Source organism: Streptomyces sp. NPDC107581 (assembly GCF_055657175.1).
In genome coordinates this window covers 354,632-377,993 of the sequence record NZ_JBVKBH010000008.1, presented here as the reverse complement: position 1 = coordinate 377,993, position 23,362 = coordinate 354,632, and the positions used below count along the sequence as shown (strand labels likewise).

The following is a 23,362-nucleotide window of genomic DNA, read 5'->3' as shown; positions in this document are numbered from 1 at the left end:
CCCTTCCCCTCGAATTCCCGAGAATCCCGTCCTCCGTTCCACCAAGATGGACCCATGACTGCCGTGTACGACTCGCCCGTGGTCCTGGATCGTCGCGAAGGCCCGTACGGGGAGGTGGTGCTGCGCCGGCACGGCGGCCTCCTCCAGATCATCGCCAACGGCTGCTTTCTGATGGACACGTCCGACGGGCGCTCGGAGCGGCTGCTGGTCGACGCCGCGCGCGGCGCGCTGGACGGGCGCCCGGCACCGGATGTGCTGATCGGCGGACTGGGCGTGGGGTTCTCGCTCGCACACGCGGCGGCGGACCCGGGGTGGGGGCGGATCACCGTCGTGGAGCGGGAGTCCGCCGTGATCGACTGGCACCGGCGGGGCCCGCTCGCGGAGCTTTCCGCCGAGGCGCTCGCCGATCCGCGGACCGAAATCGTCGCAGCGGATCTCGTGACGTACGTCAATGAGACATCGGACACGTTCGACGCCCTGTGTCTCGATATCGACAACGGGCCCGCCTGGACCGTCACCGAGGACAATGACGGCCTCTATTCGGCGGCCGGACTCGCGTCCTGCGCACGGGTGTTGAGGCCCGGTGGGGTGCTGGCGGTATGGTCGGCGGAACCCTCTCCGGAATTTGAAGGAACCTTGCGGAATGCCGGGTTCCGGCAGGTGCGTACCGAAGAGGTGCCCGTTGCCCGGGGCGTTCCGGACGCCGTGCATCTCGCCGTCCGCCCTGGATAGCGACGGCACGGTGAGTCCCCGTAATGTGCTGCCCTGACGCGGATCATTCAAGCGTCAATCGCAGTCATGGGATCACCCCACTGGTTCCGGAAAGCAACAGGGGCGGGCGATGGAGCAGACACACACCTCCCAGACCGGCGCGGCCACGACCACCCCGGGCGCGCAGCGCCGGGTGCTGGTCGTCGAGGACGACCCCACGATCGTCGATGCCATCGCGGCCCGGCTCCGCGCCGAGGGATTTCTCGTACAGACGGCGACCGACGGTCCGGCCGCGGTCGACACGGCCGAGGCCTGGCAGCCCGACCTGCTGATCCTCGACATCATGCTGCCGGGCTTCGACGGACTCGAGGTCTGCCGGCGGGTGCAGGCGCAGCGGCCGGTGCCGGTGCTGATGCTCACCGCCCGCGACGACGAGACCGACATGCTGGTCGGGCTCGGCGTCGGCGCCGACGACTACATGACCAAGCCGTTCTCGATGCGGGAGCTGGCCGCGCGGGTGCACGTCCTGCTGCGGCGGATGGAGCGGGCCGCGCTGGCCGCCACCACCCCCCGCTCCGGCATCCTGCGCCTCGGCGAGCTGGAGATCGACCACGCTCAGCGCCGGGTGCGGGTGAAGTCCGACGACGTCCACCTCACGCCGACCGAGTTCGACCTGCTGGTCTGCCTCGCGAACACCCCGCGCGCCGTCCTCTCCCGGGAGCAGCTGCTGGCCGAGGTGTGGGACTGGGCGGACGCCTCCGGCACCCGGACCGTGGACAGCCACATCAAGGCGCTGCGCCGGAAGATCGGCGCCGAGCGGATCCGCACCGTGCACGGAGTCGGCTACGCGCTGGAGACACCGACGCCATGAGCGACGGGCGGGAGGCCGCACGGATGAGCCCCGGGGCTCCTGGAGAGGAACCCTGGGGCGGCATGCGCCCGTTCTCGATCAAGACCAAGCTGGGCGCGCTGGTCGTCATCTCGGTGCTGATCACCACAGGTCTGTCGATGATCGCGGTGCACACCAAGACGGAGCTGCGCTTCATCACGGTCTTCTCGATGATCGCCACACTGCTGATTACGCAGTTCGTGGCGCATTCGCTCACCGCGCCGCTGGACGAGATGAACGCGGTGGCCCGCTCGATCTCGCAGGGCGACTACACGCGCCGCGTGCGGGAGAACCGCCGTGACGAGCTGGGCGACCTGGCCCAGACGATCAATGTCGTGGCCGACGAGCTGGAAGCGCAGGACCGGCAGCGCAAAGAGCTGGTCGCGAACGTCTCGCACGAGCTGCGCACCCCGATCGCGGGACTGCGCGCGGTGCTGGAGAACATCGTCGACGGGGTCACCGAGGCCGATCCGGAGACCATGCGCACGGCCCTCAAGCAGACCGAACGCCTCGGCCGCCTGGTGGAGACCCTGCTGGACCTCTCCCGGCTCGACAACGGCGTCGTACCGCTGAAGATGCGCCGCTTCGAGGTGTGGCCGTACCTGTCGGGCGTGCTGAAGGAGGCCAACATGGTCGCCTCCGCGCGCGCGGGCATCGCCTCCGGCTCCGGCAGTCACACGCGGACGGACGTCCATCTGCACCTCGACGTGTCCCCGCCGGAGCTGACCGCGCACGCCGACCCGGAGCGCATCCACCAGGTCGTCGCCAACCTGATCGACAACGCGGTCAAGCACAGCCCGCCGCACGGACGCGTGACCGTGAAGGCGCGGCGCGGGCCGCAGGCCCAGTCGCTGGAGCTGGAGATCCTGGACGAGGGCCCCGGCATCCCGCGGTCGGAGTGGCACCGGGTGTTCGAGCGGTTCAACCGCGGCGCGGTGACCCGGCCGCACGGACCGGGCAGCGACGGCGGTACGGGGCTCGGCCTCGCCATCGCCCGCTGGGCGGTGGATCTGCACGGCGGCCGGATCGGTGTGGCCGAATCCGAGCGGGGCTGCAGGATCATCGTCACTCTCCCGGGACTGACTTCCGTTCCAAGTTGACGTAAAGTCCGCATCGGAGCCACAAGATCCACAGACGTCCGCGCAGCCGGACACGTGTGATCAGGGACAGGCCCGGGACGCCGTCGCGCCGGGCCCCGCTCGGTGATCCCGCACACCCTCACCCCGATGCGGAACCACGCTTGTTTCCCGCCATATCAAGCCCTGAAACAAGATTTCTGATGTGACTTACGCGACGATGAACCGGCCCGACCTGACCTTCACCGTCTCGGAGGCGTAGCCTTTATTCCCGCTGTCCATCACCTTGTGAAGCGGAAGAGGGCGGTTGCCGCCGTGTCGCCACAGTCCCCCAGTAACTCGAGCTCCACCACCAAGACCGACGACCAAGCCGGGAAGAACCCCGCTGCTGCGTTCGGTCCCAACGAGTGGCTCGTCGACGAGATCTATCAGCAGTACCTCCAGGACCCGAATTCGGTAGACCGTGCCTGGTGGGACTTCTTCGCCGATTACAAGCCGGGTGCTCCGGCTGCGGCCGCGGGGGCCGCAGAGACCGCCACCCCGGCCCCGCAGGCCCAGCCTGCGACTCCGGCAGCCCCGGCCGCTCCGGCCCCGGCTCCGGCGGCCCCGAAGCCCGCCGCCGTTGCCGCGGCCCAGCCCCAGGCCCCGGCGCCCGCGAAGGCCGCCGCTCCCGCCCCGGCCAAGCCGGCGACGCCCGCACAGGCGCCCGCTCAGCCGAAGGCGAAGGCGGCCCCCGCCGCGCCCGCCGCAGCGGCCCCGGAGGGTCCCGAGCTGGTCACGCTGCGCGGCCCGGCCGCCGCCGTGGCGAAGAACATGAACGCCTCCCTGGAGCTGCCGACCGCCACCTCGGTCCGCGCGGTCCCGGTGAAGCTGCTGTTCGACAACCGCATCGTCATCAACAACCACCTGAAGCGCGCCCGGGGCGGGAAGATCTCCTTCACGCACCTGATCGGCTTCGCGATGGTGCAGGCCATCAAGGCCATGCCGGCAATGAACTACGCGTTCGGCGAGAAGGACGGCAAGCCGACCCTCGTCAAGCCGGCGCACGTCAACCTCGGCCTGGCCATCGACCTGGTCAAGCCGAACGGTGACCGCCAGCTCGTCGTGGCCGCCATCAAGAAGGCCGAGACGCTGAACTTCTTCGAGTTCTGGCAGGCCTACGAGGACATCGTCCGCCGCGCCCGTGACGGCAAGCTGACGATGGACGACTTCACCGGTGTCACGGTCTCCCTGACCAACCCCGGCGGCCTCGGCACCGTCCACTCCGTGCCGCGCCTGATGCCCGGCCAGTCCGTGATCATGGGCGTCGGCTCCATGGACTACCCGGCGGAGTTCCAGGGCACCAGCCAGGACACCCTGAACAAGCTCGGCATCTCGAAGGTCATGACGCTCACGTCGACCTACGACCACCGGGTGATCCAGGGCGCCGCCTCCGGCGAGTTCCTGCGCCAGGTCGCGAACCTGCTGCTGGGCGAGAACGGCTTCTACGACGACATCTTCAAGGCGCTGCGCATTCCCTACGAGCCGGTCCGCTGGCTCAAGGACATCGACGCCTCGCACGACGACGACGTCACCAAGGCCGCCCGCGTCTTCGAGCTGATCCACTCCTACCGGGTCCGCGGCCACGTCATGGCCGACACCGACCCGCTGGAGTACCGACAGCGCAAGCACCCCGACCTGGACATCACCGAGCACGGCCTCACCCTGTGGGACCTGGAGCGCGAGTTCGCCGTCGGCGGCTTCTCCGGCAAGTCCCTGATGAAGCTGCGCGACATCCTCGGCGTGCTGCGCGACTCGTACTGCCGCACCACCGGCATCGAGTTCATGCACATCCAGGACCCCAAGCAGCGCAAGTGGATCCAGGACCGCATCGAGCGCCCGCACACCAAGCCGGAGCGCGAGGAGCAGCTGCGCATCCTGCGCCGTCTGAACGCGGCGGAGGCCTTCGAGACCTTCCTGCAGACGAAGTACGTCGGCCAGAAGCGCTTCTCGCTGGAGGGCGGCGAGTCCGTCATCCCGCTGCTCGACGCGGTCATCGACTCCGCCGCCGAGTCGCGCCTGGACGAGGTCGTCATCGGCATGGCCCACCGCGGCCGTCTGAACGTCCTCGCCAACATCGTCGGCAAGTCGTACGCGCAGATCTTCCGCGAGTTCGAGGGCAACCTCGACCCGAAGTCGATGCACGGCTCCGGCGACGTGAAGTACCACCTGGGCGCCCAGGGCACCTTCACCGGCCTGGACGGCGAGCAGATCACGGTCTCGCTGGCCGCCAACCCGTCCCACCTGGAGACGGTCGACCCGGTCATCGAGGGCATCGCCCGCGCCAAGCAGGACATCATCAACAAGGGCGGCACGGACTTCACCGTCCTGCCGGTCGCGCTGCACGGCGACGCGGCCTTCGCGGGCCAGGGCGTGGTGGCCGAGACCCTGAACATGTCGCAGCTGCGCGGCTACCGCACCGGCGGCACGGTCCACATCGTCATCAACAACCAGGTCGGCTTCACCGCGGCCCCCGAGTCCTCGCGTTCCTCCATGTACGCGACGGACGTGGCCCGCATGATCGAAGCCCCGATCTTCCACGTGAACGGCGACGACCCCGAGGCCGTCGTCCGCGTTGCCCGTCTGGCCTTCGAGTTCCGCCAGGCGTTCAACAAGGACGTCGTGATCGACCTCATCTGCTACCGCCGCCGCGGTCACAACGAGTCGGACAACCCGGCCTTCACCCAGCCGCTGATGTACGACCTGATCGACAAGAAGCGCTCGGTGCGCAAGCTCTACACCGAGTCCCTCATCGGTCGCGGCGACATCACCCTGGAAGAGGCCGAGCAGGCGCTGCAGGACTACCAGGGCCAGCTGGAGAAGGTCTTCACCGAGGTCCGCGAGGCCACGTCCCAGCCGACCGCCGCGGACGTCCAGGCGCCGCAGGACGGCTTCCCGGTCGCGGTCCCGACCGCGATCTCCTCGGAGGTCGTCAAGCGCATCGCCGAGTCCCAGGTCAACATCCCCGACCAGTTCACCGTCCACCCGCGTCTGCTGCCGCAGCTGCAGCGCCGGACGACGATGGTCGAGGACGGCACGATCGACTGGGGCATGGGCGAGACCCTCGCGGTCGGCTCCCTCCTCCTGGAGGGCACCCCGGTCCGCCTGTCCGGCCAGGACTCCCAGCGGGGCACCTTCGGCCAGCGCCACGCGGTCCTCATCGACCGCGAGACGGGCGAGGAGTTCACGCCGCTGATGTACCTCGCCGAGGAGCAGGCGCGGTACAACGTCTACAACTCCCTCCTGTCCGAGTACGCGGTCATGGGCTTCGAGTACGGCTACTCGCTGGCCCGCCCCGACGCGCTCGTGATGTGGGAGGCGCAGTTCGGCGACTTCGTCAACGGCGCGCAGACGGTGGTCGACGAGTACATCTCGGCGGCGGAGCAGAAGTGGGGCCAGACGTCCGGCGTCACCCTCCTGCTCCCGCACGGCTACGAGGGCCAGGGCCCGGACCACTCCTCGGCCCGTGTCGAGCGCTTCCTGCAGCTCTGCGCCCAGAACAACATGACGGTCGCGATGCCGACCCTCCCGTCGAACTACTTCCACCTCCTGCGGTGGCAGGTGCACAACCCGCACCACAAGCCGCTGGTGGTCTTCACCCCGAAGTCGATGCTGCGCCTGAAGGCCGCCGCGTCGAAGACGGAGGAATTCACGTCGGGCCAGTTCCGCCCGGTCATCGGCGACTCGACGGTCGACCCGGCCGCGGTCCGCAAGGTCGTCTTCTGCGCGGGCAAGGTCTACTACGACCTGGAGGCCGAGCGGGTCAAGCGCGGTGTCACGGACACGGCGATCATCCGCCTCGAGCGCCTGTACCCGCTGCCGGGTGCCGAGCTCCAGGCGGAGGTCAACAAGTACCCGAACGCCGAGAAGTACCTGTGGGCCCAGGAGGAGCCGGCGAACCAGGGTGCCTGGCCGTTCATCGCGCTCAACCTGATCGACCACCTGGACCTGGCGGTCGGCGCGGACATCCCGGCCGGTGAGCGGCTGCGGCGCATCTCGCGCCCGCACGGCTCGTCCCCGGCGGTGGGCTCCGCCAAGCGTCACCAGGCCGAGCAGGAGCAGCTGGTGCGTGAGGTGTTCGAGGCGTAAGGCCCCGGCACGGCACGCAGAAGGGCCCGGACCCGAGTTCGTGAGGACTCGGGGCCGGGCCCTTTTCGACGGCGCTCGCGCACCGCACGGGCGGACCGGGACGGCGGCCGGTGCCGGCCGGTGTGCCGGTGCCGGTGCCGGCCGGTGTGCCGGTGCCGGCCGGTGTTACTCGTCGTCCTCGTCGTCGAGCCGGGCGAGCCAGGTCGCGAGCCGCTCGACGGGCACCTCGAAGTCCGGGTTGAGATCCACGAACGTGCGCAGCTGCTCGGCAAGCCACTCGAAGGTGACCTCTTCCTCGCCGCGCCGCTTCTCCAACTCCTCGATACCGCGGTCGGTGAAGTACATGGGTTGCCTCTCCTGCGTGGACGTCCGGACGGATGGTGAATCCAGGAACAGCCTATGCGGAGTGACGCCACCGGGACGCCGGCCCTGACGGCACGGGCGGCCGCACGCGGCTGCACTCGGCTGCACTCGGCTGCACGCGGCTGCACGCGGCTGCACGCGGCTGCACGCACGGTGGCAGACGGCGGCACACCGCCGACCACCGGCTCCGCCGGCATCGGTCGACAAGGTCACGCGCTAGGCGATATGACCACCAAGCGCCCCATACAGTCCCGCTTCCGGCCGCGTTCCGGCCCGCCGGCGCCCACGAAAGGGTGTCTTGACTTTCCGTCGCCACGATATATCGTGTTTGACAGAAGACGCGATATGGCGTGTCGCGGCGTCGCGACCGCGTCCGGTCGAGGAGGTCCCCATGTCCGAGTGGTCCGTCGCCGAGCCCCGAAAGCTCACCTTCGACACCGCCGTGAGCAATCTGCACGTACGCATCGTCAACGGAACGGTGAACGTCGTGGGCACCGACGAGAGTTCCGCCCGCCTGGAGGTCTCGGACATCGAGGGCCCACCCCTGATCGTCACACAGCAGGACGGCACCCTCACCGTGGCCTATGAGGACCTGCCCTGGAAGGGCTTCCTCAAGTGGCTCGACCGCAAGGGCTGGCGCCGCAGCGCCGTCGTCTCCCTCGCGGTCCCCGCCGACACGCGCGTGGAGGTCGGCGTGGTCAGCGCCGGCGCCGTCGTATCCGGCATCAGCGGCCCCTCGGTGGTCAAGGGGGTCAACGGCGACACGACCCTCGTGGGCCTCTCCGGCCCGGTCCGCGCCGACACGGTGTCCGGAAACCTGGAGGCCCAGGCCGTCACCGGCGACCTGCGCTTCAACTCGGTCTCCGGCGACCTGACCGTGGTCGAGGGCTCGGGCCCCTCCGTCCACGCCGACTCCGTCAGCGGCTCCATGATCATCGACCTGGACCCGGACGGCCCCACCGACGTCCGGCTGACCAGTGTCTCCGGCGAGATCGCCATCCGCCTGCCGCACCCGGCGGACGCGGAGGTGGAGGCGAACACCGCGAGCGGCACGATCTCCAACGCATTCGACGGACTGCGGGTGCACGGCCAGTGGGGCGCCCACAAGATCACCGGCCGGCTCGGCGCGGGCAACGGCAGGCTCCGGGCCACCACGGTCTCCGGGTCCATCGCCCTGCTGCGCCGCCCGCCGGGCGAGGACGTGAAGAACACCTCCGAGGACGCCCCCTGGGAGACCGAGCCTCCCGCCGCCCCCGCAGCCGCAGAGGCGCCCACCGCCCCGGCCGACGACACGACCGACAAGAAGGTGCTCTGAGATGCCTCCCGTCTTCGCCCACGGCCGTCTCCGCCTCTATCTGCTCAAGCTGCTCGACGAGGCCCCGCGCCACGGCTACGAGGTGATCAGGCTCCTCGAAGAGCGCTTCCAGGGCCTGTACGCCCCCTCGGCGGGCACGGTCTACCCGCGTCTGGCCAAGCTGGAGGCCGAGGGCCTGGTCACCCACACCACCGAGGGCGGCCGCAAGGTGTACGCCATCACGGACGCCGGCCGCGCCGAGCTGGCCGACCGCAGCGGTGAACTGGCCGACCTGGAGCTGGAGATCCGTGAGTCCGTCGCCGAACTCGCCGCCGAGATAAGGGCCGATGTACGCGGTGCGGCCGGCGATCTGCGGCGCGAGATGCTCGCGGCCGCCTCCGAGGCCCGCAAGGGCGGCAAGGCCGCCCCGGGCGAGGCGGGCCCCTTCGGGGAGTACGGCGACCTCGGCGACAAGGAGGCCTGGCGGGCCGCCAAGGAGGAGATGCGCCGGGTCAAGCAGGAGTGGAAGGAACAGGCCCGCCGCGCGAAGGACGAGAGCCGCCGGGCCCGCGAGGAGGCCCAGCGGGCCCGCCGTCAGGCCCAGGAGGCCCAGTCGCGGGCGCGGGCCCAGGCGCAGGAGGAGATGCAGCGCATCGCCCGGCACGTACAGGACCGCGTCCAGGACCACTTCGCACGCGGCGACTGGCCGACCGGTGTACGGGAGGGACTGACCGAACTGGCCAAGGAGTTCGGTGAGTTCGGGAAGGGCTACGGCAAGGAGTTCGGCAAGGACTTCGGCTTCGGCCGCCCCGCCGAAGAGCCGGCCCCGGGCCCGCGCAAGTCCGCCCCCGCGGCCGAACCGGACTACTCCTCCACCCCGGAGGACTTCCCCGCCGAGTACGAACCGTCCTGGGCCCACGAGGACCCCACCGGCGAACCGGTCCGTGACCTGGACCGCCTTCTGGACCGCTTCCGCGACGACATCCGCGACGCGGCCCGCGACCACGGCGTCAGCGGCGACCAGCTCCGCGACGCCCGCAGCCACCTGTCCACGGCAGCGGCCCGCATCGGGGCGATATTGCGCGGCCCGAAGGTCTGAGACCCCCGGCCCCGGCACGGCGGTGCCCCGCTCTCACCGGGTGCACCGCCGGGGCGGTACGCCCGAAACAGTGCGCCCGAACCGGTACCCCGGAGCCTTGCATCCGGAGTGGTACGCCAGAACCGGCACGCCGGGAGCCTTGCATCCGGAGGGGCACGCCCGAACCGAGGTGCCCGGAACGGGGCGCCCGGAACGGTACGCCCGAACCGCCCGCCGGAGGCTGTCGGCCGGGGTCCGTCCAAGGAGCCCGGCCGGGCCGGACGGCCCGGCCGCCCGCCGAATCGCCCCCGTCACCCGGCCTGGGCCGCACCCTCGCCGTACAGCACGCGCCGCAGGGACGCGTAGGTCACCCCGTGGTCGGCGAGCACCTCCGCGGGCACTCCGGAGCGCACAGTCAGGGACAGCAGGATGTGTTCGTCGCCGATGTGCCGGTCACGGCGGTCCACGGCGGTGCGCAGCGCCCCCTGCAGGACCTCCTTGGCGCCCCGGCTGAAGGAGCGGCGCCCCGACCGCCGGCCTTGGTCCCGGCGGTCGCCGGTCATCGCCCCGGCACCGTGCACCTCCTCGACCCGGGAAACGACCTCCGAGACGTCGATCCCGAGCCCGGCGAGGGCGTCCGCCTCGGCCCGGGTCAGGCCTCCCCGTCGCCGCGCCTCGCCCAGCGCCTCCCGCACGGACGCCTTGCGCTCCGCGAGCCCGAGGGCGGCCAGCGCGAAGGAGGCCCGGCTCGCCTCGCGGTCGAGGAGGGCGAGCAGCAGATGCTCGGCACCGACGGACTGCACCCCCTCACGTTCCCCGTGTTCGACAGCGCCCTGTACGACGTCGCGCGCGTCCTTGGTGAAGCGTTCGAACATCACTGCCTCCCGTACTTCTTGTGCACGGCCTGCCTGCTGACGCCCAGTTCCGCGGCGATCTCCTGCCACGACCAGCCCTGATTGCGCGCACTGCGCACCTGTACCGCCTCCAACTGCTCCAGCAGCCTGCGGAGTGCGGCCACGGCCCGCAGCCCGACCCGTGGGTCTCGGTCGCCGGCACGCTGGGCGAGATCCGTTGCCTCGGTCATACTGTCAACCTAGATTGACATCCGAGGCCTTGTCAACCTCCGTTGACAGCAGGGGTGCGGAAAAGGCGGGCCCGGCATCCGGACCCGCCCGGCCGTGCCCCCGAAGGGGCGTCGCAGCGTCAGGAGGTGGTGAGCACGATCTTCCCGAACTGCTCGCCGGACGCGAGCCGTTCGAAGCCCTCACGGGCCCGGTCCAGGGGCAGCACCTCGTCGATGACGGGCCGTACACCGGTGGCGGCGCAGAAGGAGAGCAGGTCCTCCAGCTCGTCCTTGGTGCCCATGGTGGAGCCGACGACCTTCAGCTCCAGGAAGAAGATCCGGGTCAGCTCGGCATGCGAGGGACGGTCGCCGCTGGTGGCGCCGGAGATGACGATCGTGCCGCCGGGCCGCAGGGACTTCACCGAATGCGACCAGGTGGCGGCGCCCACGGTCTCGATGACGGCATCAACGCGCTGCGGCAGCCGGTCCCCGGGCTCCACCGCCTCGACCGCGCCGAGCTCCAGGGCCCGCTTCCGCTTCGCCTCGTCCCGGCTGGTGGCGAAGACCCGCAGGCCGGCCGCCTTGCCCAGCACGATCGCGGCCGTGGCGACACCGCCACCGGCGCCCTGCACCAGGACCGAGTCGCCGGGCCGTACCCCGGCATTGGTGAACAGCATCCGGTACGCCGTCAGCCACGCGGTCGGCAGACAGGCGGCCTCCGCGAAGGACAGCTCCTTCGGCTTGGGCAGGATGTTCCAGGTCGGCACGGCTACCTGCTCGGCGAAGGTGCCCTGGTAGCGCTCGGTCAGGATGGAGCGGGGCTCCTTCGGGCCGACGCCGTGACCGCTCTGGCCGATGACGGAGTGCAGGACGACCTCGTTGCCGTCCTCGTCGATCCCTGCGGCGTCGCAGCCGAGGATCATCGGCAGCCGGTCCTCCGGCAGTCCGACGCCCCGCAGGGACCAGAGGTCGTGATGGTTGAGGGAGGCGGCCCGCACGGTGACGGTACTCCAGCCGGGCCGGGCCCCGGGAGCCGGACGCTCCCCCAACTCAAGGCCGGAGAGCGGCTGGTCGCGGTCGATCCGGGCAGCGTAGACAGCGAACATGGGCTCGACGATAGGTTCCCGGCCCCGCCGAAGGAACCACGGGCGCCTGTGACACATGCCCTCTTGCGCAGTGGCACCCGTGCAGCGCAGCGGTACGCACACGGCACGCCGGAAGGCGGACAGCACAGCGGCACGCACACGGCGCACCCGCAAGCAGACAGCACAGCGGCACACACGGCGCACCCGCAAGCGGACAGCACAGCACTGCGCGCGCCACAACGGAAGGCGGACAGCGCAGCGCTACGCACGCGGCACAACCGTGCGCGCGCAACCCGGCGGTGCGTACCGCGGCGCAGCCGGACATCGATGGGCCCCGGGCGGTGGCTTCGCGGCACCCGAACGGGCGGGCGAGCGGGTAAAGAAATGGCCCCGCCCGGACGGACGGGGCCATACGACGCGCCGTCAGCGACGGGCGACGCCCTCCGCACGGGCGGCCGCCGCAACCGCGGCGGTCACCGCGGGAGCAACCCGCTCGTCGAACGGCGAGGGAATGACGTAATCGGCGGCAAGATCGTCCCCGACGACCGAGGCCAGCGCCTCCGCGGCAGCGATCTTCATCCCCTCCGTGATCCGCGAGGCCCGCACCTGCAGCGCGCCCGCGAAGATCCCGGGGAAGGCCAGCACGTTGTTGATCTGGTTGGGGAAGTCCGAGCGCCCGGTCGCGACGACCGCCGCGTACTTGTGCGCCACCTCCGGGTGCACCTCCGGGTTCGGGTTGGCCATCGCGAAGACGAAGGCACCCTCCGCCATGGAGGCGACGGCCTCCTCCGGGACCGTACCGCCGGAGACGCCGATGAAGACGTCGGCGCCGGCGAGGGCCTTCTCCAGCGGGCCGGCGATGCCGGCCTTGTTGGTGAAGGAGGCCAGCTCGCGCTTGACCGGCGTCAGGTCCTCCCGGTCCGCCGAGACGACGCCCTTGCGGTCCGCGACCGCGACGTCTCCGATGCCGGCCTCGACCAGCATCTTGGCGATGGCGACACCGGCCGCGCCGGCGCCCGAGATGACGACCCGCAGCTGCCCGATCTCGCGTCCGCTCAGCCGCGCCGCGTTCCGCAGCGCCGCGAGGGTCACGACGGCCGTACCGTGCTGGTCGTCGTGGAAGACCGGGATGTCGAGGCGCTCCTGCAGCCGGCGCTCGATCTCGAAGCACCGGGGTGCCGAGATGTCCTCCAGGTTCACTCCGCCGAAGGAGGGAGCGAGCCGGACCACGGTCTCGACGATGTCGTCGACGTCCGTGCAGTCGAGCGCGATCGGCACCGCGTCGACGCCGCCGAACTGCTTGAACAGGATCGCCTTGCCCTCCATCACGGGGAGGGAGGCCTGGGGACCGATGTCCCCGAGTCCGAGCACGGCCGTCCCGTCGGTCACGACGGCGACCACCGAGGACTTCCATGTGTAGTCGTTGACCAGCTCCGGCTGCTCCGCGATCGCGGTGCACACGCGCGCGACGCCGGGCGTGTACGCGAGGGAAAGGTCGTCCTTGTCCCGGACCGGCACGGTGGCCTGCACAGCCATCTTGCCGCCGCGGTGCAGCGCGAACACCGGATCGAAGGAATCGAGGGGCTCGGCCCCGCCGTCCTGATTCGTGGTGCTGTCGCTGCGAGGATTGACGATCTCCGCTGCCACTTTGTTTTACCCCTTAGGTATGCATGGTTTGAGGGTCGACCACTCCTGGTGAGGGGTGGGCGGGCACCGCGCACGGCCCGATTGCTGATACGTACGAGCACATACGCGACGGGCGCGCCGCACACGCGCCCTGAGCCCCGGATGAGGGGTGTAAAGAACCTTCTTACCGGACGGACGGCGCTCACGACGAGTCCATTAGGTGCAAGGTCACATCTCAGGACCAGAAAGCCACACGTGGATGACGCACGGCTGACATGAGCGCAACACGGGTGCGTCCCGGGCGCAACGCGGCCGTGACGCGACGGCGACGGCGACGGCGACGGCGGACGGTCTTCCAGCGCGCGCGACGATGGACCGCAACGATGGACCACATCGTGAGATGGCCCGAAGATTTTCCGGCCTGAATGATGGTTTTCCGCAGATGGTGCGGCCCTGTGGTCCCGTGCTGGCGGGACCTGACGCGGTTCGGGGGTGACCCGTTATCCGATTTTGACATAGCGACGCCCCTGAATGGCGTGACCCGAATGGCAAGATGCCGTAAACCCACGAGGTCGCGACACCCGAAGGTGTGTGTTTCCGTCGACCCATCGGCACGTCTTCCCATCCGCCGGAGGAACCACGATGACCGCAAGCTCCACCCGTCGTACGAGCGCCGCGCACTCCCGGATAGCTGCGGTCGGTGCCATCGCGGTCGCTGGCGCCCTGCTGCTCACCGGCTGCGGTGACCAGACCAAGGACAAGAACAAGGAATCCGGCAGCGCGTCCAGTGTGAACGCCCCCCTGGCCGACAAGCTCCCGAAGGAATTCCGGGACAAGGGGAAGATCAAGGTCGGTTCGGACATCGCGTACGCCCCGGTGGAGTTCAAGGACTCCTCCGGCAAGGTCGTCGGCCTCGACCCCGACCTCGCCGCGGCCATGGGCAAGCAGCTCGGTGTGCAGCTGGAGTTCGAGAACGGCACCTTCGACGGCCTGCTCACCGGTCTGCGCTCGGGCCGCTACGACATCGCGATGTCGGCGATGACGGACAACAAGAACCGCCAGGAGGGTGTCGACCCGGACACCGGCAAGAAGGTCGGCGAGGGCGTCGACTTCGTCGACTACCTGACCGCCGGTGTCTCGATCTACACCCGCAAGGGCGACACCCAGGGCATCAACGGCTGGTCGGACCTGTGCGGCAAGAAGATCGCCGTCGAGCGCGGCACCGTCTCGGAGGACCTGGCCAAGCAGGAGGCCAAGAAGTGTCCGGGCGGCAAGAAGCTCACCATCGAGCCCTTCGACGACGACCAGCAGTCCCAGACCCGTCTGCGTTCGGGCGGCGTGGACGCGGCCTCCTCCGACTTCCCGGTCGCCGCGTACGCGGTGAAGACCTCCGGCGGCGGTAAGGACTTCCAGGTCGTCGGCGACCAGGTCGAGGCGGCCCCGTACGGCATCGCCGTGGCCAAGAACCAGACCCAGCTGCGGGACGCGCTCCAGGCCGCGATGAACGCGATCATCAAGAACGGCGAGTACCAGAAGATCCTCGAGAAGTGGGGCGCCCAGGACGGCGCCGTCAAGGAGTCCGCCGTCAACGGCGGCAAGTGACCCGCGGAACCCAGCGGCCACCGAGAGGCAACACCCGTGACTGACATCGACAAGACGGCCGGGGAGCGGAACACTCCCCCGGCCGGCCCGGAGGCCATCAGAGCCATCCCGGTCCGGCACTACGGGCGCTACGTCACCGCCGTCATCGCCATCGCGCTGCTCGTCGCGATCATCTACGCGTTCAGCCAGGGCAGGATCAACTGGCACGCGGTACCGGACTACTTCTTCGACGACCGGATCCTGACCGGTGTCGGCAAGACCCTCCTGCTGACGGTCCTGTCGATGCTGATCGGCATCGTCGGCGGCATCGTCCTCGCGGTGATGCGGCTGTCGAAGAACCCGGTGACCTCGTCGATCGCCTGGTTCTACATCTGGTTCTTCCGCGGCACACCGGTCCTGGTCCAGCTGTTCCTGTGGTTCAACCTGGGCCTGGTCTTCGAGTACATCAACCTGATGCCGTTCTACAAGGACTACTGGTCGAACTTCATGACGCCGCTGCTGACGGCGCTGCTCGGCCTGGGTCTGAACGAGGCCGCGTACATGGCGGAGATCTGCCGGGCGGGCCTGCTCGCGGTGGACGAGGGCCAGACCGAGGCGGCCCATGCGCTGGGCATGAGCCACAGCAGGACGCTGCGCCGGATCATCATCCCGCAGGCGATGCGCGTGATCGTGCCGCCGACGGGCAACGAAGTGATCAACATGCTGAAGACGACCTCGCTCGTGGCGGCCGTCCAGTATCCCGAGCTGTTCCGCTACGCCCAGGACATCGGCCAGAACTCCGGCGCCCCGGTGGAGATGTACTTCCTCGCCGCGGCCTGGTACCTGATCATGACCTCCGTGCTGAGCGTGGGCCAGTACTACATCGAGCGGTACTACGCCCGCGGCTCCAGCCGCCAGCTGCCGCCTACCCCGTGGCAGAAGGTCAGGACCAACCTGCTGTCGCTGGGCCGCCCGAGGGGAGCAGTGGGCGCATGACCGACAAACTGAGCAAGACGGACTCCGCGCCGAAGCCGGCCTCCGCCCTGATGGTGAAGGCCGAGGGCGTCCACAAGTCCTTCGGTCCCGTCCAGGTCCTCCAGGGCATCGACCTGGAGGTCAGGCCGGGCGAGGTGTTCTGCCTCATCGGGCCTTCCGGTTCGGGCAAGAGCACGTTCCTGCGGTGCATCAACCACCTGGAGAAGATCAACGCCGGCCGCCTGTACGTCGACGGCGAGCTGGTCGGCTACCGGCAGCACGGCGACAAGCTCTACGAGCTGCGCGACCGCGAGGTCGCGATGAAGCGCCGGGACATCGGCATGGTCTTCCAGCGCTTCAACCTGTTCCCGCACATGACCGCCGTCGAGAACGTCATGGAGGCGCCGGTCCAGGTCAAGGGCGCCGGCAGGACCCAGGCCAGGGAGCGGGCGATGCAGCTCCTGGAGCGGGTGGGCCTCGCGGACAAGGCCGGGAACTACCCCTCCCAGCTCTCCGGCGGCCAGCAGCAGCGCGTGGCGATCGCCCGGGCCCTTGCCATGGACCCGAAGCTGATGCTGTTCGACGAGCCGACCTCGGCCCTCGACCCGGAGCTGGTCGGTGACGTCCTGGACGTCATGCGCGACCTCGCCGAGTCCGGCATGACGATGGTCGTGGTCACCCACGAGATGGGCTTCGCCCGTGAGGTGGGCGACAGCCTGGTGTTCATGGACGGCGGTGTGGTGGTCGAATCCGGACATCCGCGTGACGTCCTGACCAACCCGCAGCACGAGCGGACGCAGTCGTTCCTGTCCAAGGTCCTCTGACCTGTCCAGGGTGCTCTGAACGATCACCGGACGGCGGATGCCGCCCTTCCCTCCCGGAGTGGGCGGCATCCGCCGTCTTCGGCCGCCCGGCCTACGGCAGCAGCTGCGGCTTCGGTGCCGGTTCGCGCACCTGCGTCCGGGTCGGCGGAAACGTCTTCAGCACCGGCCCCTGCGACCCCGTGCCCAGGAGCCCCGTCCAGTCACGGACGGCGAGGACGCTGCCGCCCTCCAGCACGCGGCAGAGGCGGTACGAATTTCTCGTACCGCCTCTGCGCCTTGCGCCCGGGGCTGCGTGTGCCCTGGGGGCCACGTGTGTCCCGGGGGTTACGTGTGTCCCGGGGGTTACGTGTGTCCCGGGGGTTACGTGTGTCCCGGGGGTTACGTGCGTCCTGGGGGCTGCGTGTGTCCCGGGGGCTACTTGAGGGCGAGGAGCAGCGTGTCCGAGGGCGAGCACCACACCGGCCGCGCCTCCCCGAATCCCTTCTCCCGCAGCACCCGCGCGTGCCATGCCGCGGACGGCATGTCCCCGTCGGCGTGCTCGCCGTAGATCTCGAAGCGGCGGGCGGTGGGCTCGGCGAGGACGGGGTCCCCGGCCGCGACCTGCCACCACTCGGCCCAGTCGAGAGCGCCGCCGCGCTTGGCCTGATCCATGCGGGCGTGCCGCAGGGCGCGCTCCGCCGCGTTGATCCGGGGCGTGCTCTCGTCGATCATGTGGTCCGCGTTCATGAAGAGACCACCGTCGCGGACCAGCTCCGCGACCCGACCGTAGAGGGCCGCGAGGGGTTCGCTGTGCAGCCAGTGCAGGGCGGTGGCGGTCAGGACCGCGTCGTAGGAGTCGTACGGCAGTTCCGCCGGCCACTCGGGGTCCTTGAGGTCGGCGCTGACGAAGGAGACGCGGTCGTCGCCCTCGAAGGTGCCGCGCGCGATGGCGAGCAGGGCCGGGTCGAGGTCGACCCCGGTGCTGGTGGCCCCGGGGAACCGCGCCAGCAGCCGGGCGGTGATGGTGCCGGTGCCACAGGCGAGGTCGAGCACGCGCGGGCTCGTGCCCACGAGCGCCTCGACCATGTCGAGCATGATCCGGAACCGCTCCTCGCGGTCCGGCATGTACCACTCCTGCTGACGGTCCCAGCTCTGCTGCCAGGCGGCCCAGTCGGTTCCGGTACTGGTGGTCATGGAATCCCCGTCTCCTCACCCACACGTAATACCCTTTAGGGACGACCGGCTGTTACCCGACCGCAGACATGACCATAGAGTGCCTCCGTAAGGACTACAAGTGGAACTGGCCTATTACTCGGATTACGCCGTACGTCTCGTCAACAGCGAGGACCCGGCCCGGGGCAAGGACTCGCTGACCTCGGTCGAGGCCATCCGCGACCTCTTCGGCGCCAACTCGTCCGCGGCCCGCCGCGCCACCGACTCGGACGTCACGCGCTTCCGTTCGATACGGGGCAGGCTGCGCTCGGTGTTCGAGGCGGCGGACCAGGGCGACGAAACACTCGCCGTGGACCTCCTGAACTCACTCCTCCTGGAGTTCCCGGTCAGCCCCCAGATCTCCGGGCACGACCACCGCGACGACGACGGCCGCCCGCTGTGGCACATGCACCTGGCCGACCACCCGTCCAACGCCACCGCCGGCTACGCGGCGATCGCGGCCATGGGCCTGGCCTTCCACCTGACCGAGTACGGCGTCGACCGCCTGGGCCTGTGCCAGGCCGCCCCGTGCCGCAACGCCTACCTCGACACGTCCACGAACCGCTCCCGGCGCTACTGCTCGGACCGCTGCGCGACCCGCGCCAACGTGGCCGCCTACCGGGCCCGCAAGCGCCTGGAGGCCGACCGGGGCAGCAGCGGCCTGGCGGCCGAGAAGATCCAGCGCGCCAGCGCCACCGGCGAGCGCTGACCGCTCCTGGGCGGCCGGTACCGGAACCGCGCCCTGCCGAGGATCAGCTCCTCGGGGACGATCCCGTAGTCGGTGCTGTCCCCGCCCGCGTACGGATTGTCCCCGAGCACCCACCAGCCGCCCTCGCGCCGCTCCACGGCGCGCTTGACGACCAGCAGGTCCTGCTGGAAGGGATGGCGCAGGACGACGATGTCCCCCGGCCTGACCGTGGTCCCGTACTGCACCAGCAGCCGGTCCCCGTGCTGCAGCGTCGGCACCATGGACGGGCCCGTCACCTCGGCCAGCCCGAAGAGCGCCCCCGCCCTCCCCCGCTCGGTCTCCTGCGACAGCTCCGGCATCCCCGGCACCTCCCCGGTCCGTTCCTCCACCAGTCTCAGTCTGACCCTGGACTTTTGTCCTAAGCCCTAGGGGGCACTCGAGAAAACCCGTCTCTCAGGGAGTAATGTCCCACCTGAGAAGACGATCACGAGGAAGGAATGCTCCATGCTTTCCCGCCTGTTTGCCCCCAAGGTCAAGGTCAGCGCGCACTGCGACCTGCCCTGCGGCGTGTACGACCCGGCCCAGGCCCGCATCGAGGCGGAGTCGGTGAAGGCCGTCCAGGACAAGATGGCCGCCAACGACGACCCGCACTTCCAGGCGCGTGCCACGGTCATCAAGGAGCAGCGCGCGGAGCTGGCCAAGCACCACGTCTCCGTGCTCTGGAGCGACTACTTCAAGCCCCCGCACTTCGAGAAGTACCCGGAGCTGCACCAGCTGGTCAACGACACCCTGAAGGCCCTCTCGGCCGCCAAGGCGTCCACCGACCCGGCCACGGGCCAGAAGGCGCTGGACTACATCGCCCAGATCGACAAGATCTTCTGGGAGACCAAGAAGGCCTGATCCTGGATCAGGCCCTCTGACCTGCAATTCCCTTACTTGCAGCGTCTCCCTGTCCGCACCCGGTCCCCAGGCCGCCTAGCACGGCGTCCATGAGGGGCCGGGTGCGGCGTTTCCGGAGGCCGGGTGCGGTTTTCTGTCGCGGCCCGGAGTGGACTGTCCCTAGGGCTTAGGGCTGGTCGCGGTCGTCCTCGCCGGCCTCCAGGAGGCCTGCCGCCGCGCCCACGATGCGGGGGTCGGGTGTGCCGACCACCTCCTCGTCCTTGTCGGCGTACGCGAAGCGCGCCAGCACGCTGCGCATCGCCTCGACCCGGGCCCGCTTCTTGTCGTTGCTCTTGACCACGGTCCACGGGGCGTGCTCGGTGTCCGTCTCACGGAACATGGCGACCTTCGCCGCGGTGTAGTCGTCCCAGCGGTCCAGGGAGGCCAGGTCCATCGGGCTGAGCTTCCACTGCCGTACCGGGTCGACCTGACGGATCGTGAAGCGGGTGCGCTGCTCGCCCCGGGACACCGAGAACCAGAACTTGACCAGGTCGATGCCGTCGTCCACGAGCATCCGCTCGAACAGCGGGGCCTGACGCATGAAGCGCCGGTACTCGTCGTCGGTGCAGAAGCCCATCACCCGTTCCACACCGGCGCGGTTGTACCAGGAGCGGTCGAGGAGCACGATCTCGCCCGCGGTCGGCAGGTGTTCGACGTACCGCTGGAGGTACCACTGCCCCCGCTCCCGCTCGGTCGGCTTCTCCAGCGCCACCACGCGTGCCCCGCGCGGGTTCAGGTGCTCGGTGAACCGCTTGATGGTGCCGCCCTTGCCGGCCGCGTCCCGTCCCTCGAAGACGATGACGAGCCGGCGGCCGGTCTCCTTGATCCAGCTCTGCAGCTTCAGCAGTTCGATCTGCTGGAGCCGCTTGTGCCACTCGTACTCCTTGCGTTCCATGCGCCGGTCGTACGGGTAGTTCTCCCGCCAGGTGTCCACCGGAGTGCCGTCGGGCCGGATCAGCACGGGGTCGTCGTGGTCGGTGTAGTCGACCCGCAGACCCTCCGTCATCAGAGGTGTCATCTTGTCCGCCTTCGCCTGCCTCTTGTCCGCCTTCGCCCGCCTCAGTGGAACTGCGGCACGATCAGATAGATCCCGTACGCCACTACGGCGGCGCACGCCAGGAAGCACAGCCCCGCCTGGGCGAGGCCCAAGGTGCCGGCGCCGTCCGGGTGTTCGCGGGAGTCGTCGTTCCGGGCCAGGCCGAGGACACCGAGCGCGAAGACGACGACCACGGCGACGGTGACGCCGATGCTCACCGCGGTGACCTGGCCCAGTGCGGTCCAGTCGAGATGCATGGAGGGGTCTCCTTGGCTCAGGCGGCCGTGTCGACGCCGGCCGGCGCGGTGGTGCGGACGGTGACCTCGTGGTGGTCGTTGACGTTGTCGGCGCTCACCGGGTTGCGGCGCGAGGCGAGGACGATGACCGCCGCGAGCGCGAGGGCGACCAGGGCGATCACCGCCGTACCGGCGTTGCCGCCGTGCTTGACCACGCTCGCGGCGAGCCCGCCGACCAGCGCGGCCGCGGGCAGGGTGATCAGCCAGGCGGCCACCATGCGGCCCGCGACGCCCCAGCGGACCTCCGCCAGGCGGCGGCCCAGACCTGCGCCGAGGATGCTGCCCGAGGCGACCTGGGTGGTGGACAGGGCGAAACCGAGGTGGGCGGAGGTGAGGATCACGGTGGTCGAGGCCGTCTCGGCGGCGAAGCCCTGCGGGGACTGGATCTCGGTGAGCCCCTTGCCCATCGTGCGGATGATCCGCCAGCCGCCCAGGTAGGTGCCGAGACCGATGGCGACACCCGCGGAACCGATCACCCAGACCGGCGGCCCGGCGTCGTGCCCGAGGGCGCCGGCCGAGATCAGGGTGAGGGTGATGACGCCCATCGTCTTCTGAGCGTCGTTGGTGCCGTGCGCCAGCGAGACCAGCGAGGCCGAGGCGATCTGGCCGATCCGGAAGCCCTTGGTCACCGACTCCTTGCGGGCCCGCTCGGTGAGTCTGTAGGCGAGGTAGGTGGCGATCAGCGCCGCGACGCCCGCCACCACCGGCGAGGCCACCGCGGGGATCAGAATCTTCTCGACAACCTTGTCGAAGTGCACGCCGTCGGACCCCGCGCCGACCCAGACGGCCCCGATGAGCCCGCCGAACAGGGCGTGCGACGAGCTGGAGGGCAGCCCGGCGAGCCAGGTCACGAGGTTCCACAGGATCGCCCCGACCAGTCCGGCGAAGATCATCGCCGGACTGACGAGCGTGTCGTCCACGATTCCGCCGGAGATCGTCTTGGCGACCTCGGTGGACAGGAAGGCACCCACGATGTTCAGGACGCCGCTCACCAGAACGGCCGTCCGCGGTTTCAGCGCACCGGTCGCGATGGACGTCGCCATCGCGTTCGCCGTGTCATGGAACCCATTGGTGAAGTCGAAGGCCAGCGCCGTGACGATGACGACCGCCACGAGGAACGTGATGTGGTCCATTCCCCGAGGAAAGCAAGTACAGGCCAATGCCGGGCTAACTGGAGGCGAAGGGCGTGTCGAAGCCGGGGAACTCTGTTGTGCGGTCCTGTGCGAAACGGTTCGAGTGCGGGCCGGGGCGAAGGCGTCCACCGGCCGGCGCTGTGACAGCATCCACCGGCCGGCCCCGCGACGGCATCCACCGGCCGGCCCCGTGACGCCGTCCACCAGCCGGCCCCGCGACGCCGTCCACCCCGCACGACGGCGTCCGGTGGCCCGCCTGCCGCACGCACCCTGCGGCCCGACCGTGCGCAGACATCCGTGGCCTGCCTGTGCGCGAGCCCCTGTGCCAAGCTGAGGCAATGACCCTGGAGGACCTGGTGCGGCTGCGGCGGGTGCGCGACCGGATGGACCGCGAGTACGCCGAGCCGCTGGACATGACCGAGCTGGCCCGCGGCGCCCACATGTCACCGGGCCACTTCCAGCGCAGCTTCCGCAAGGCGTACGGGGAGACGCCGTACAGCTATCTGATGACGCGCCGGGTCGAGCGGGCCAAGGCGCTGCTGCGCCGCGGGGACCTCACCGTGACCGAGGTCTGCTTCGCCGTCGGCTGTACCTCCCTGGGCTCCTTCAGCTCCCGCTTCACCGAGCTGGTCGGCCAGACCCCGAGCGCCTACCGGGCCGGCTCCCATGAGGAGAGCGCGGTGATCCCGTCCTGCGTCGCCCGTACGTTCACCCGCCCGCGCCGCCGGCCGTACTGAGCCGCCGGCCGTCCACGACCGCCACCGCACTCCGTGCCAATTCGCACCCCGTGCCGAGTCGCCCCCCGTATCGAGTCGCACCCCGTGCCGAGTCGCCCCTAGTACCGAGTCGCACCCCATACCGGGTCGCACCCCGGCCGAAGGGATCCGGGTGCTTCCGCGCACGGCGGTCCGGCTGCGCCTAGCGTGAAGCCATGGACCTGAAACTCAAGACCTGCTTCATCGCCGTGGACGACCACGACAAGGCACTGCACTTCTACTGCGACGTCCTCGGCATGGAGGTCCGCAACGACGTGGGCTTCGAGGGGATGCGCTGGGTCACCGTGGGCTCTCCGCTCCAGCCGGACGTGGAGGTCGTGCTGGAGCCGCCCGGCGCGAGCCCGGACATCTCCCCGGCCGACAAGCAGGCGATCGCCGAGCTGCTCGCCAAGGGGCTGCTGCGCGGTGTCATCTTCACCACCGCCGACTGCGACGCCCTCTACGAGCGGGTCCGGGAGGCCGGCGGCGATGTGCTGCAGGAGCCGACGGACCAGCCGTACGGCGTGCGCGACTGCGCCTTCCGGGACCCGGCGGGGAACATGCTGCGGTTCCTGCAGCGCCCCGCGGACTGAAAAACCCTCCGGCGCAGCGGAAACGGCTGCCTACGATC

23 protein-coding genes are annotated in these 23,362 nt (G+C 70.0%); 13 read left to right on the top strand and 10 right to left on the bottom strand.

Annotated features, from left to right (window positions below):
• Positions 1 to 54: 54 nt before the first annotated feature.
• From ACZ7P3_RS23085 to ACZ7P3_RS23070, 4 genes are all read left to right on the top strand, one after another.
• Positions 55 to 732, top strand: a complete 678-nt coding sequence (locus ACZ7P3_RS23085; RefSeq protein WP_472084515.1) for a spermine/spermidine synthase domain-containing protein — start codon at positions 55 to 57, stop codon at positions 730 to 732.
• A 109-nt stretch (positions 733 to 841) separates the two neighbouring features.
• Positions 842 to 1,582 carry a response regulator transcription factor gene (locus ACZ7P3_RS23080; RefSeq protein WP_472084513.1) on the top strand — a complete coding sequence of 247 codons (741 nt, stop codon included), beginning with the start codon at positions 842 to 844 and terminating at the stop codon, positions 1,580 to 1,582.
• Positions 1,579 to 2,700 (top strand): HAMP domain-containing sensor histidine kinase, encoded by a 1,122-nt coding sequence (locus ACZ7P3_RS23075; RefSeq protein ID WP_472084511.1) that lies wholly within the window; start codon positions 1,579 to 1,581, stop codon positions 2,698 to 2,700. Before ACZ7P3_RS23080 ends, ACZ7P3_RS23075 begins: the two co-directional genes overlap by 4 nt.
• 291 nt (positions 2,701 to 2,991) lie before the next feature.
• The gene (locus tag ACZ7P3_RS23070) at positions 2,992 to 6,804 is read left to right on the top strand and encodes a multifunctional oxoglutarate decarboxylase/oxoglutarate dehydrogenase thiamine pyrophosphate-binding subunit/dihydrolipoyllysine-residue succinyltransferase subunit (RefSeq protein WP_472084509.1); all 3,813 of its coding nucleotides are present in this window, start codon (positions 2,992 to 2,994) and stop codon (positions 6,802 to 6,804) included.
• A gap of 165 nt (positions 6,805 to 6,969) precedes the next feature.
• On the opposite strand, the gene ACZ7P3_RS23065 is transcribed toward ACZ7P3_RS23070, so the two are convergent.
• On the bottom strand, positions 6,970 to 7,149 hold the full coding sequence (locus ACZ7P3_RS23065) for a DUF6104 family protein (protein WP_003992906.1): 180 nt from the start codon (positions 7,147 to 7,149) through the stop codon (positions 6,970 to 6,972).
• A gap of 409 nt (positions 7,150 to 7,558) precedes the next feature.
• Between ACZ7P3_RS23065 and ACZ7P3_RS23060 the strand changes: the two genes are divergently transcribed.
• Both ACZ7P3_RS23060 and ACZ7P3_RS23055 read left to right on the top strand, forming a co-directional pair.
• A complete protein-coding gene (locus ACZ7P3_RS23060; RefSeq protein WP_472084507.1) occupies positions 7,559 to 8,482 on the top strand; it encodes a DUF4097 family beta strand repeat-containing protein in 924 nt (307 codons plus the stop codon).
• A 1-nt stretch (position 8,483) separates the two neighbouring features.
• The gene (locus tag ACZ7P3_RS23055; RefSeq protein ID WP_472084505.1) at positions 8,484 to 9,560 is read left to right on the top strand and encodes a PadR family transcriptional regulator; all 1,077 of its coding nucleotides are present in this window, start codon (positions 8,484 to 8,486) and stop codon (positions 9,558 to 9,560) included.
• Positions 9,561 to 9,850: 290 nt separating this feature from the next.
• On the opposite strand, the gene ACZ7P3_RS23050 is transcribed toward ACZ7P3_RS23055, so the two are convergent.
• From ACZ7P3_RS23050 to ACZ7P3_RS23035, 4 genes are all read right to left on the bottom strand, one after another.
• Positions 9,851 to 10,414 (bottom strand): Clp protease N-terminal domain-containing protein, encoded by a 564-nt coding sequence (locus ACZ7P3_RS23050; RefSeq protein ID WP_472084503.1) that lies wholly within the window; start codon positions 10,412 to 10,414, stop codon positions 9,851 to 9,853.
• Positions 10,414 to 10,623 (bottom strand): helix-turn-helix domain-containing protein, encoded by a 210-nt coding sequence (locus ACZ7P3_RS23045; protein WP_067002878.1) that lies wholly within the window; start codon positions 10,621 to 10,623, stop codon positions 10,414 to 10,416. The genes ACZ7P3_RS23050 and ACZ7P3_RS23045 overlap by 1 nt, the downstream gene beginning before the upstream one ends.
• Before the next feature lie 119 nt (positions 10,624 to 10,742).
• Complete coding sequence (locus tag ACZ7P3_RS23040) at positions 10,743 to 11,708, bottom strand: zinc-binding dehydrogenase (RefSeq protein WP_472084501.1); 966 nt, start codon at positions 11,706 to 11,708, stop codon at positions 10,743 to 10,745.
• A 402-nt stretch (positions 11,709 to 12,110) separates the two neighbouring features.
• Complete coding sequence (locus tag ACZ7P3_RS23035; protein WP_472084499.1) at positions 12,111 to 13,334, bottom strand: NAD(P)-dependent malic enzyme; 1,224 nt, start codon at positions 13,332 to 13,334, stop codon at positions 12,111 to 12,113.
• Between the two features lie 621 nt (positions 13,335 to 13,955).
• On the opposite strand from ACZ7P3_RS23035, the gene ACZ7P3_RS23030 reads away from it, so the two are divergent.
• From ACZ7P3_RS23030 to ACZ7P3_RS23020, 3 genes are read left to right on the top strand one after another with little or no spacing between them, the layout of a single operon-like run.
• Positions 13,956 to 14,915 (top strand): ABC transporter substrate-binding protein, encoded by a 960-nt coding sequence (locus ACZ7P3_RS23030; protein ID WP_472084497.1) that lies wholly within the window; start codon positions 13,956 to 13,958, stop codon positions 14,913 to 14,915.
• A 36-nt stretch (positions 14,916 to 14,951) separates the two neighbouring features.
• On the top strand, positions 14,952 to 15,890 hold the full coding sequence (locus ACZ7P3_RS23025; RefSeq protein WP_472084495.1) for an amino acid ABC transporter permease: 939 nt from the start codon (positions 14,952 to 14,954) through the stop codon (positions 15,888 to 15,890).
• A complete protein-coding gene (locus ACZ7P3_RS23020; RefSeq protein WP_472084493.1) occupies positions 15,887 to 16,693 on the top strand; it encodes an amino acid ABC transporter ATP-binding protein in 807 nt (268 codons plus the stop codon). The genes ACZ7P3_RS23025 and ACZ7P3_RS23020 overlap by 4 nt, the downstream gene beginning before the upstream one ends.
• Before the next feature lie 414 nt (positions 16,694 to 17,107).
• Here ACZ7P3_RS23020 and ACZ7P3_RS23015 read toward each other — a convergent pair whose 3' ends face one another.
• Entirely contained in the window at positions 17,108 to 17,866 is a 759-nt protein-coding gene (locus ACZ7P3_RS23015) for a class I SAM-dependent methyltransferase (protein WP_472084491.1), read from the bottom strand.
• A 100-nt stretch (positions 17,867 to 17,966) separates the two neighbouring features.
• On the opposite strand from ACZ7P3_RS23015, the gene ACZ7P3_RS23010 reads away from it, so the two are divergent.
• Positions 17,967 to 18,593: a CGNR zinc finger domain-containing protein gene (locus ACZ7P3_RS23010; protein ID WP_472084489.1), complete on the top strand. Its 627-nt coding sequence runs from the start codon at positions 17,967 to 17,969 to the stop codon at positions 18,591 to 18,593.
• Here ACZ7P3_RS23010 and sodX read toward each other — a convergent pair.
• Positions 18,500 to 18,931: a nickel-type superoxide dismutase maturation protease gene (sodX, locus tag ACZ7P3_RS23005; RefSeq protein ID WP_472084608.1), complete on the bottom strand. Its 432-nt coding sequence runs from the start codon at positions 18,929 to 18,931 to the stop codon at positions 18,500 to 18,502. The two genes, ACZ7P3_RS23010 and sodX, sit on opposite strands and share 94 nt — an antisense overlap.
• Positions 18,932 to 19,076: 145 nt before the next feature.
• Between sodX and sodN the strand changes: the two genes are divergently transcribed.
• Positions 19,077 to 19,472, top strand: coding sequence for a superoxide dismutase, Ni (gene sodN / locus ACZ7P3_RS23000; protein ID WP_019075224.1), 396 nt, complete (start codon positions 19,077 to 19,079; stop codon positions 19,470 to 19,472).
• Positions 19,473 to 19,638: 166 nt separating this feature from the next.
• Here the strand turns inward: sodN and ppk2 are convergent, their stop codons facing one another.
• From ppk2 to ACZ7P3_RS22985, 3 genes are read right to left on the bottom strand one after another with little or no spacing between them, the layout of a single operon-like run.
• Positions 19,639 to 20,529, bottom strand: coding sequence for a polyphosphate kinase 2 (gene ppk2 / locus ACZ7P3_RS22995; RefSeq protein WP_472084487.1), 891 nt, complete (start codon positions 20,527 to 20,529; stop codon positions 19,639 to 19,641).
• A 41-nt stretch (positions 20,530 to 20,570) separates the two neighbouring features.
• The gene (locus tag ACZ7P3_RS22990) at positions 20,571 to 20,804 is read right to left on the bottom strand and encodes a hypothetical protein (RefSeq protein ID WP_472084485.1); all 234 of its coding nucleotides are present in this window, start codon (positions 20,802 to 20,804) and stop codon (positions 20,571 to 20,573) included.
• A gap of 17 nt (positions 20,805 to 20,821) precedes the next feature.
• Positions 20,822 to 21,976 carry an inorganic phosphate transporter gene (locus ACZ7P3_RS22985; protein WP_472084483.1) on the bottom strand — a complete coding sequence of 385 codons (1,155 nt, stop codon included), beginning with the start codon at positions 21,974 to 21,976 and terminating at the stop codon, positions 20,822 to 20,824.
• A gap of 338 nt (positions 21,977 to 22,314) precedes the next feature.
• Here ACZ7P3_RS22985 and ACZ7P3_RS22980 point away from each other — a divergent pair, with 338 nt between their 5' ends.
• Both ACZ7P3_RS22980 and ACZ7P3_RS22975 read left to right on the top strand, forming a co-directional pair.
• Positions 22,315 to 22,713 (top strand): helix-turn-helix transcriptional regulator, encoded by a 399-nt coding sequence (locus ACZ7P3_RS22980; RefSeq protein WP_472084481.1) that lies wholly within the window; start codon positions 22,315 to 22,317, stop codon positions 22,711 to 22,713.
• Between the two features lie 194 nt (positions 22,714 to 22,907).
• Positions 22,908 to 23,324: a VOC family protein gene (locus tag ACZ7P3_RS22975; protein WP_472084479.1), complete on the top strand. Its 417-nt coding sequence runs from the start codon at positions 22,908 to 22,910 to the stop codon at positions 23,322 to 23,324.
• The last annotated feature ends 38 nt before the right edge of the window (positions 23,325 to 23,362 follow it).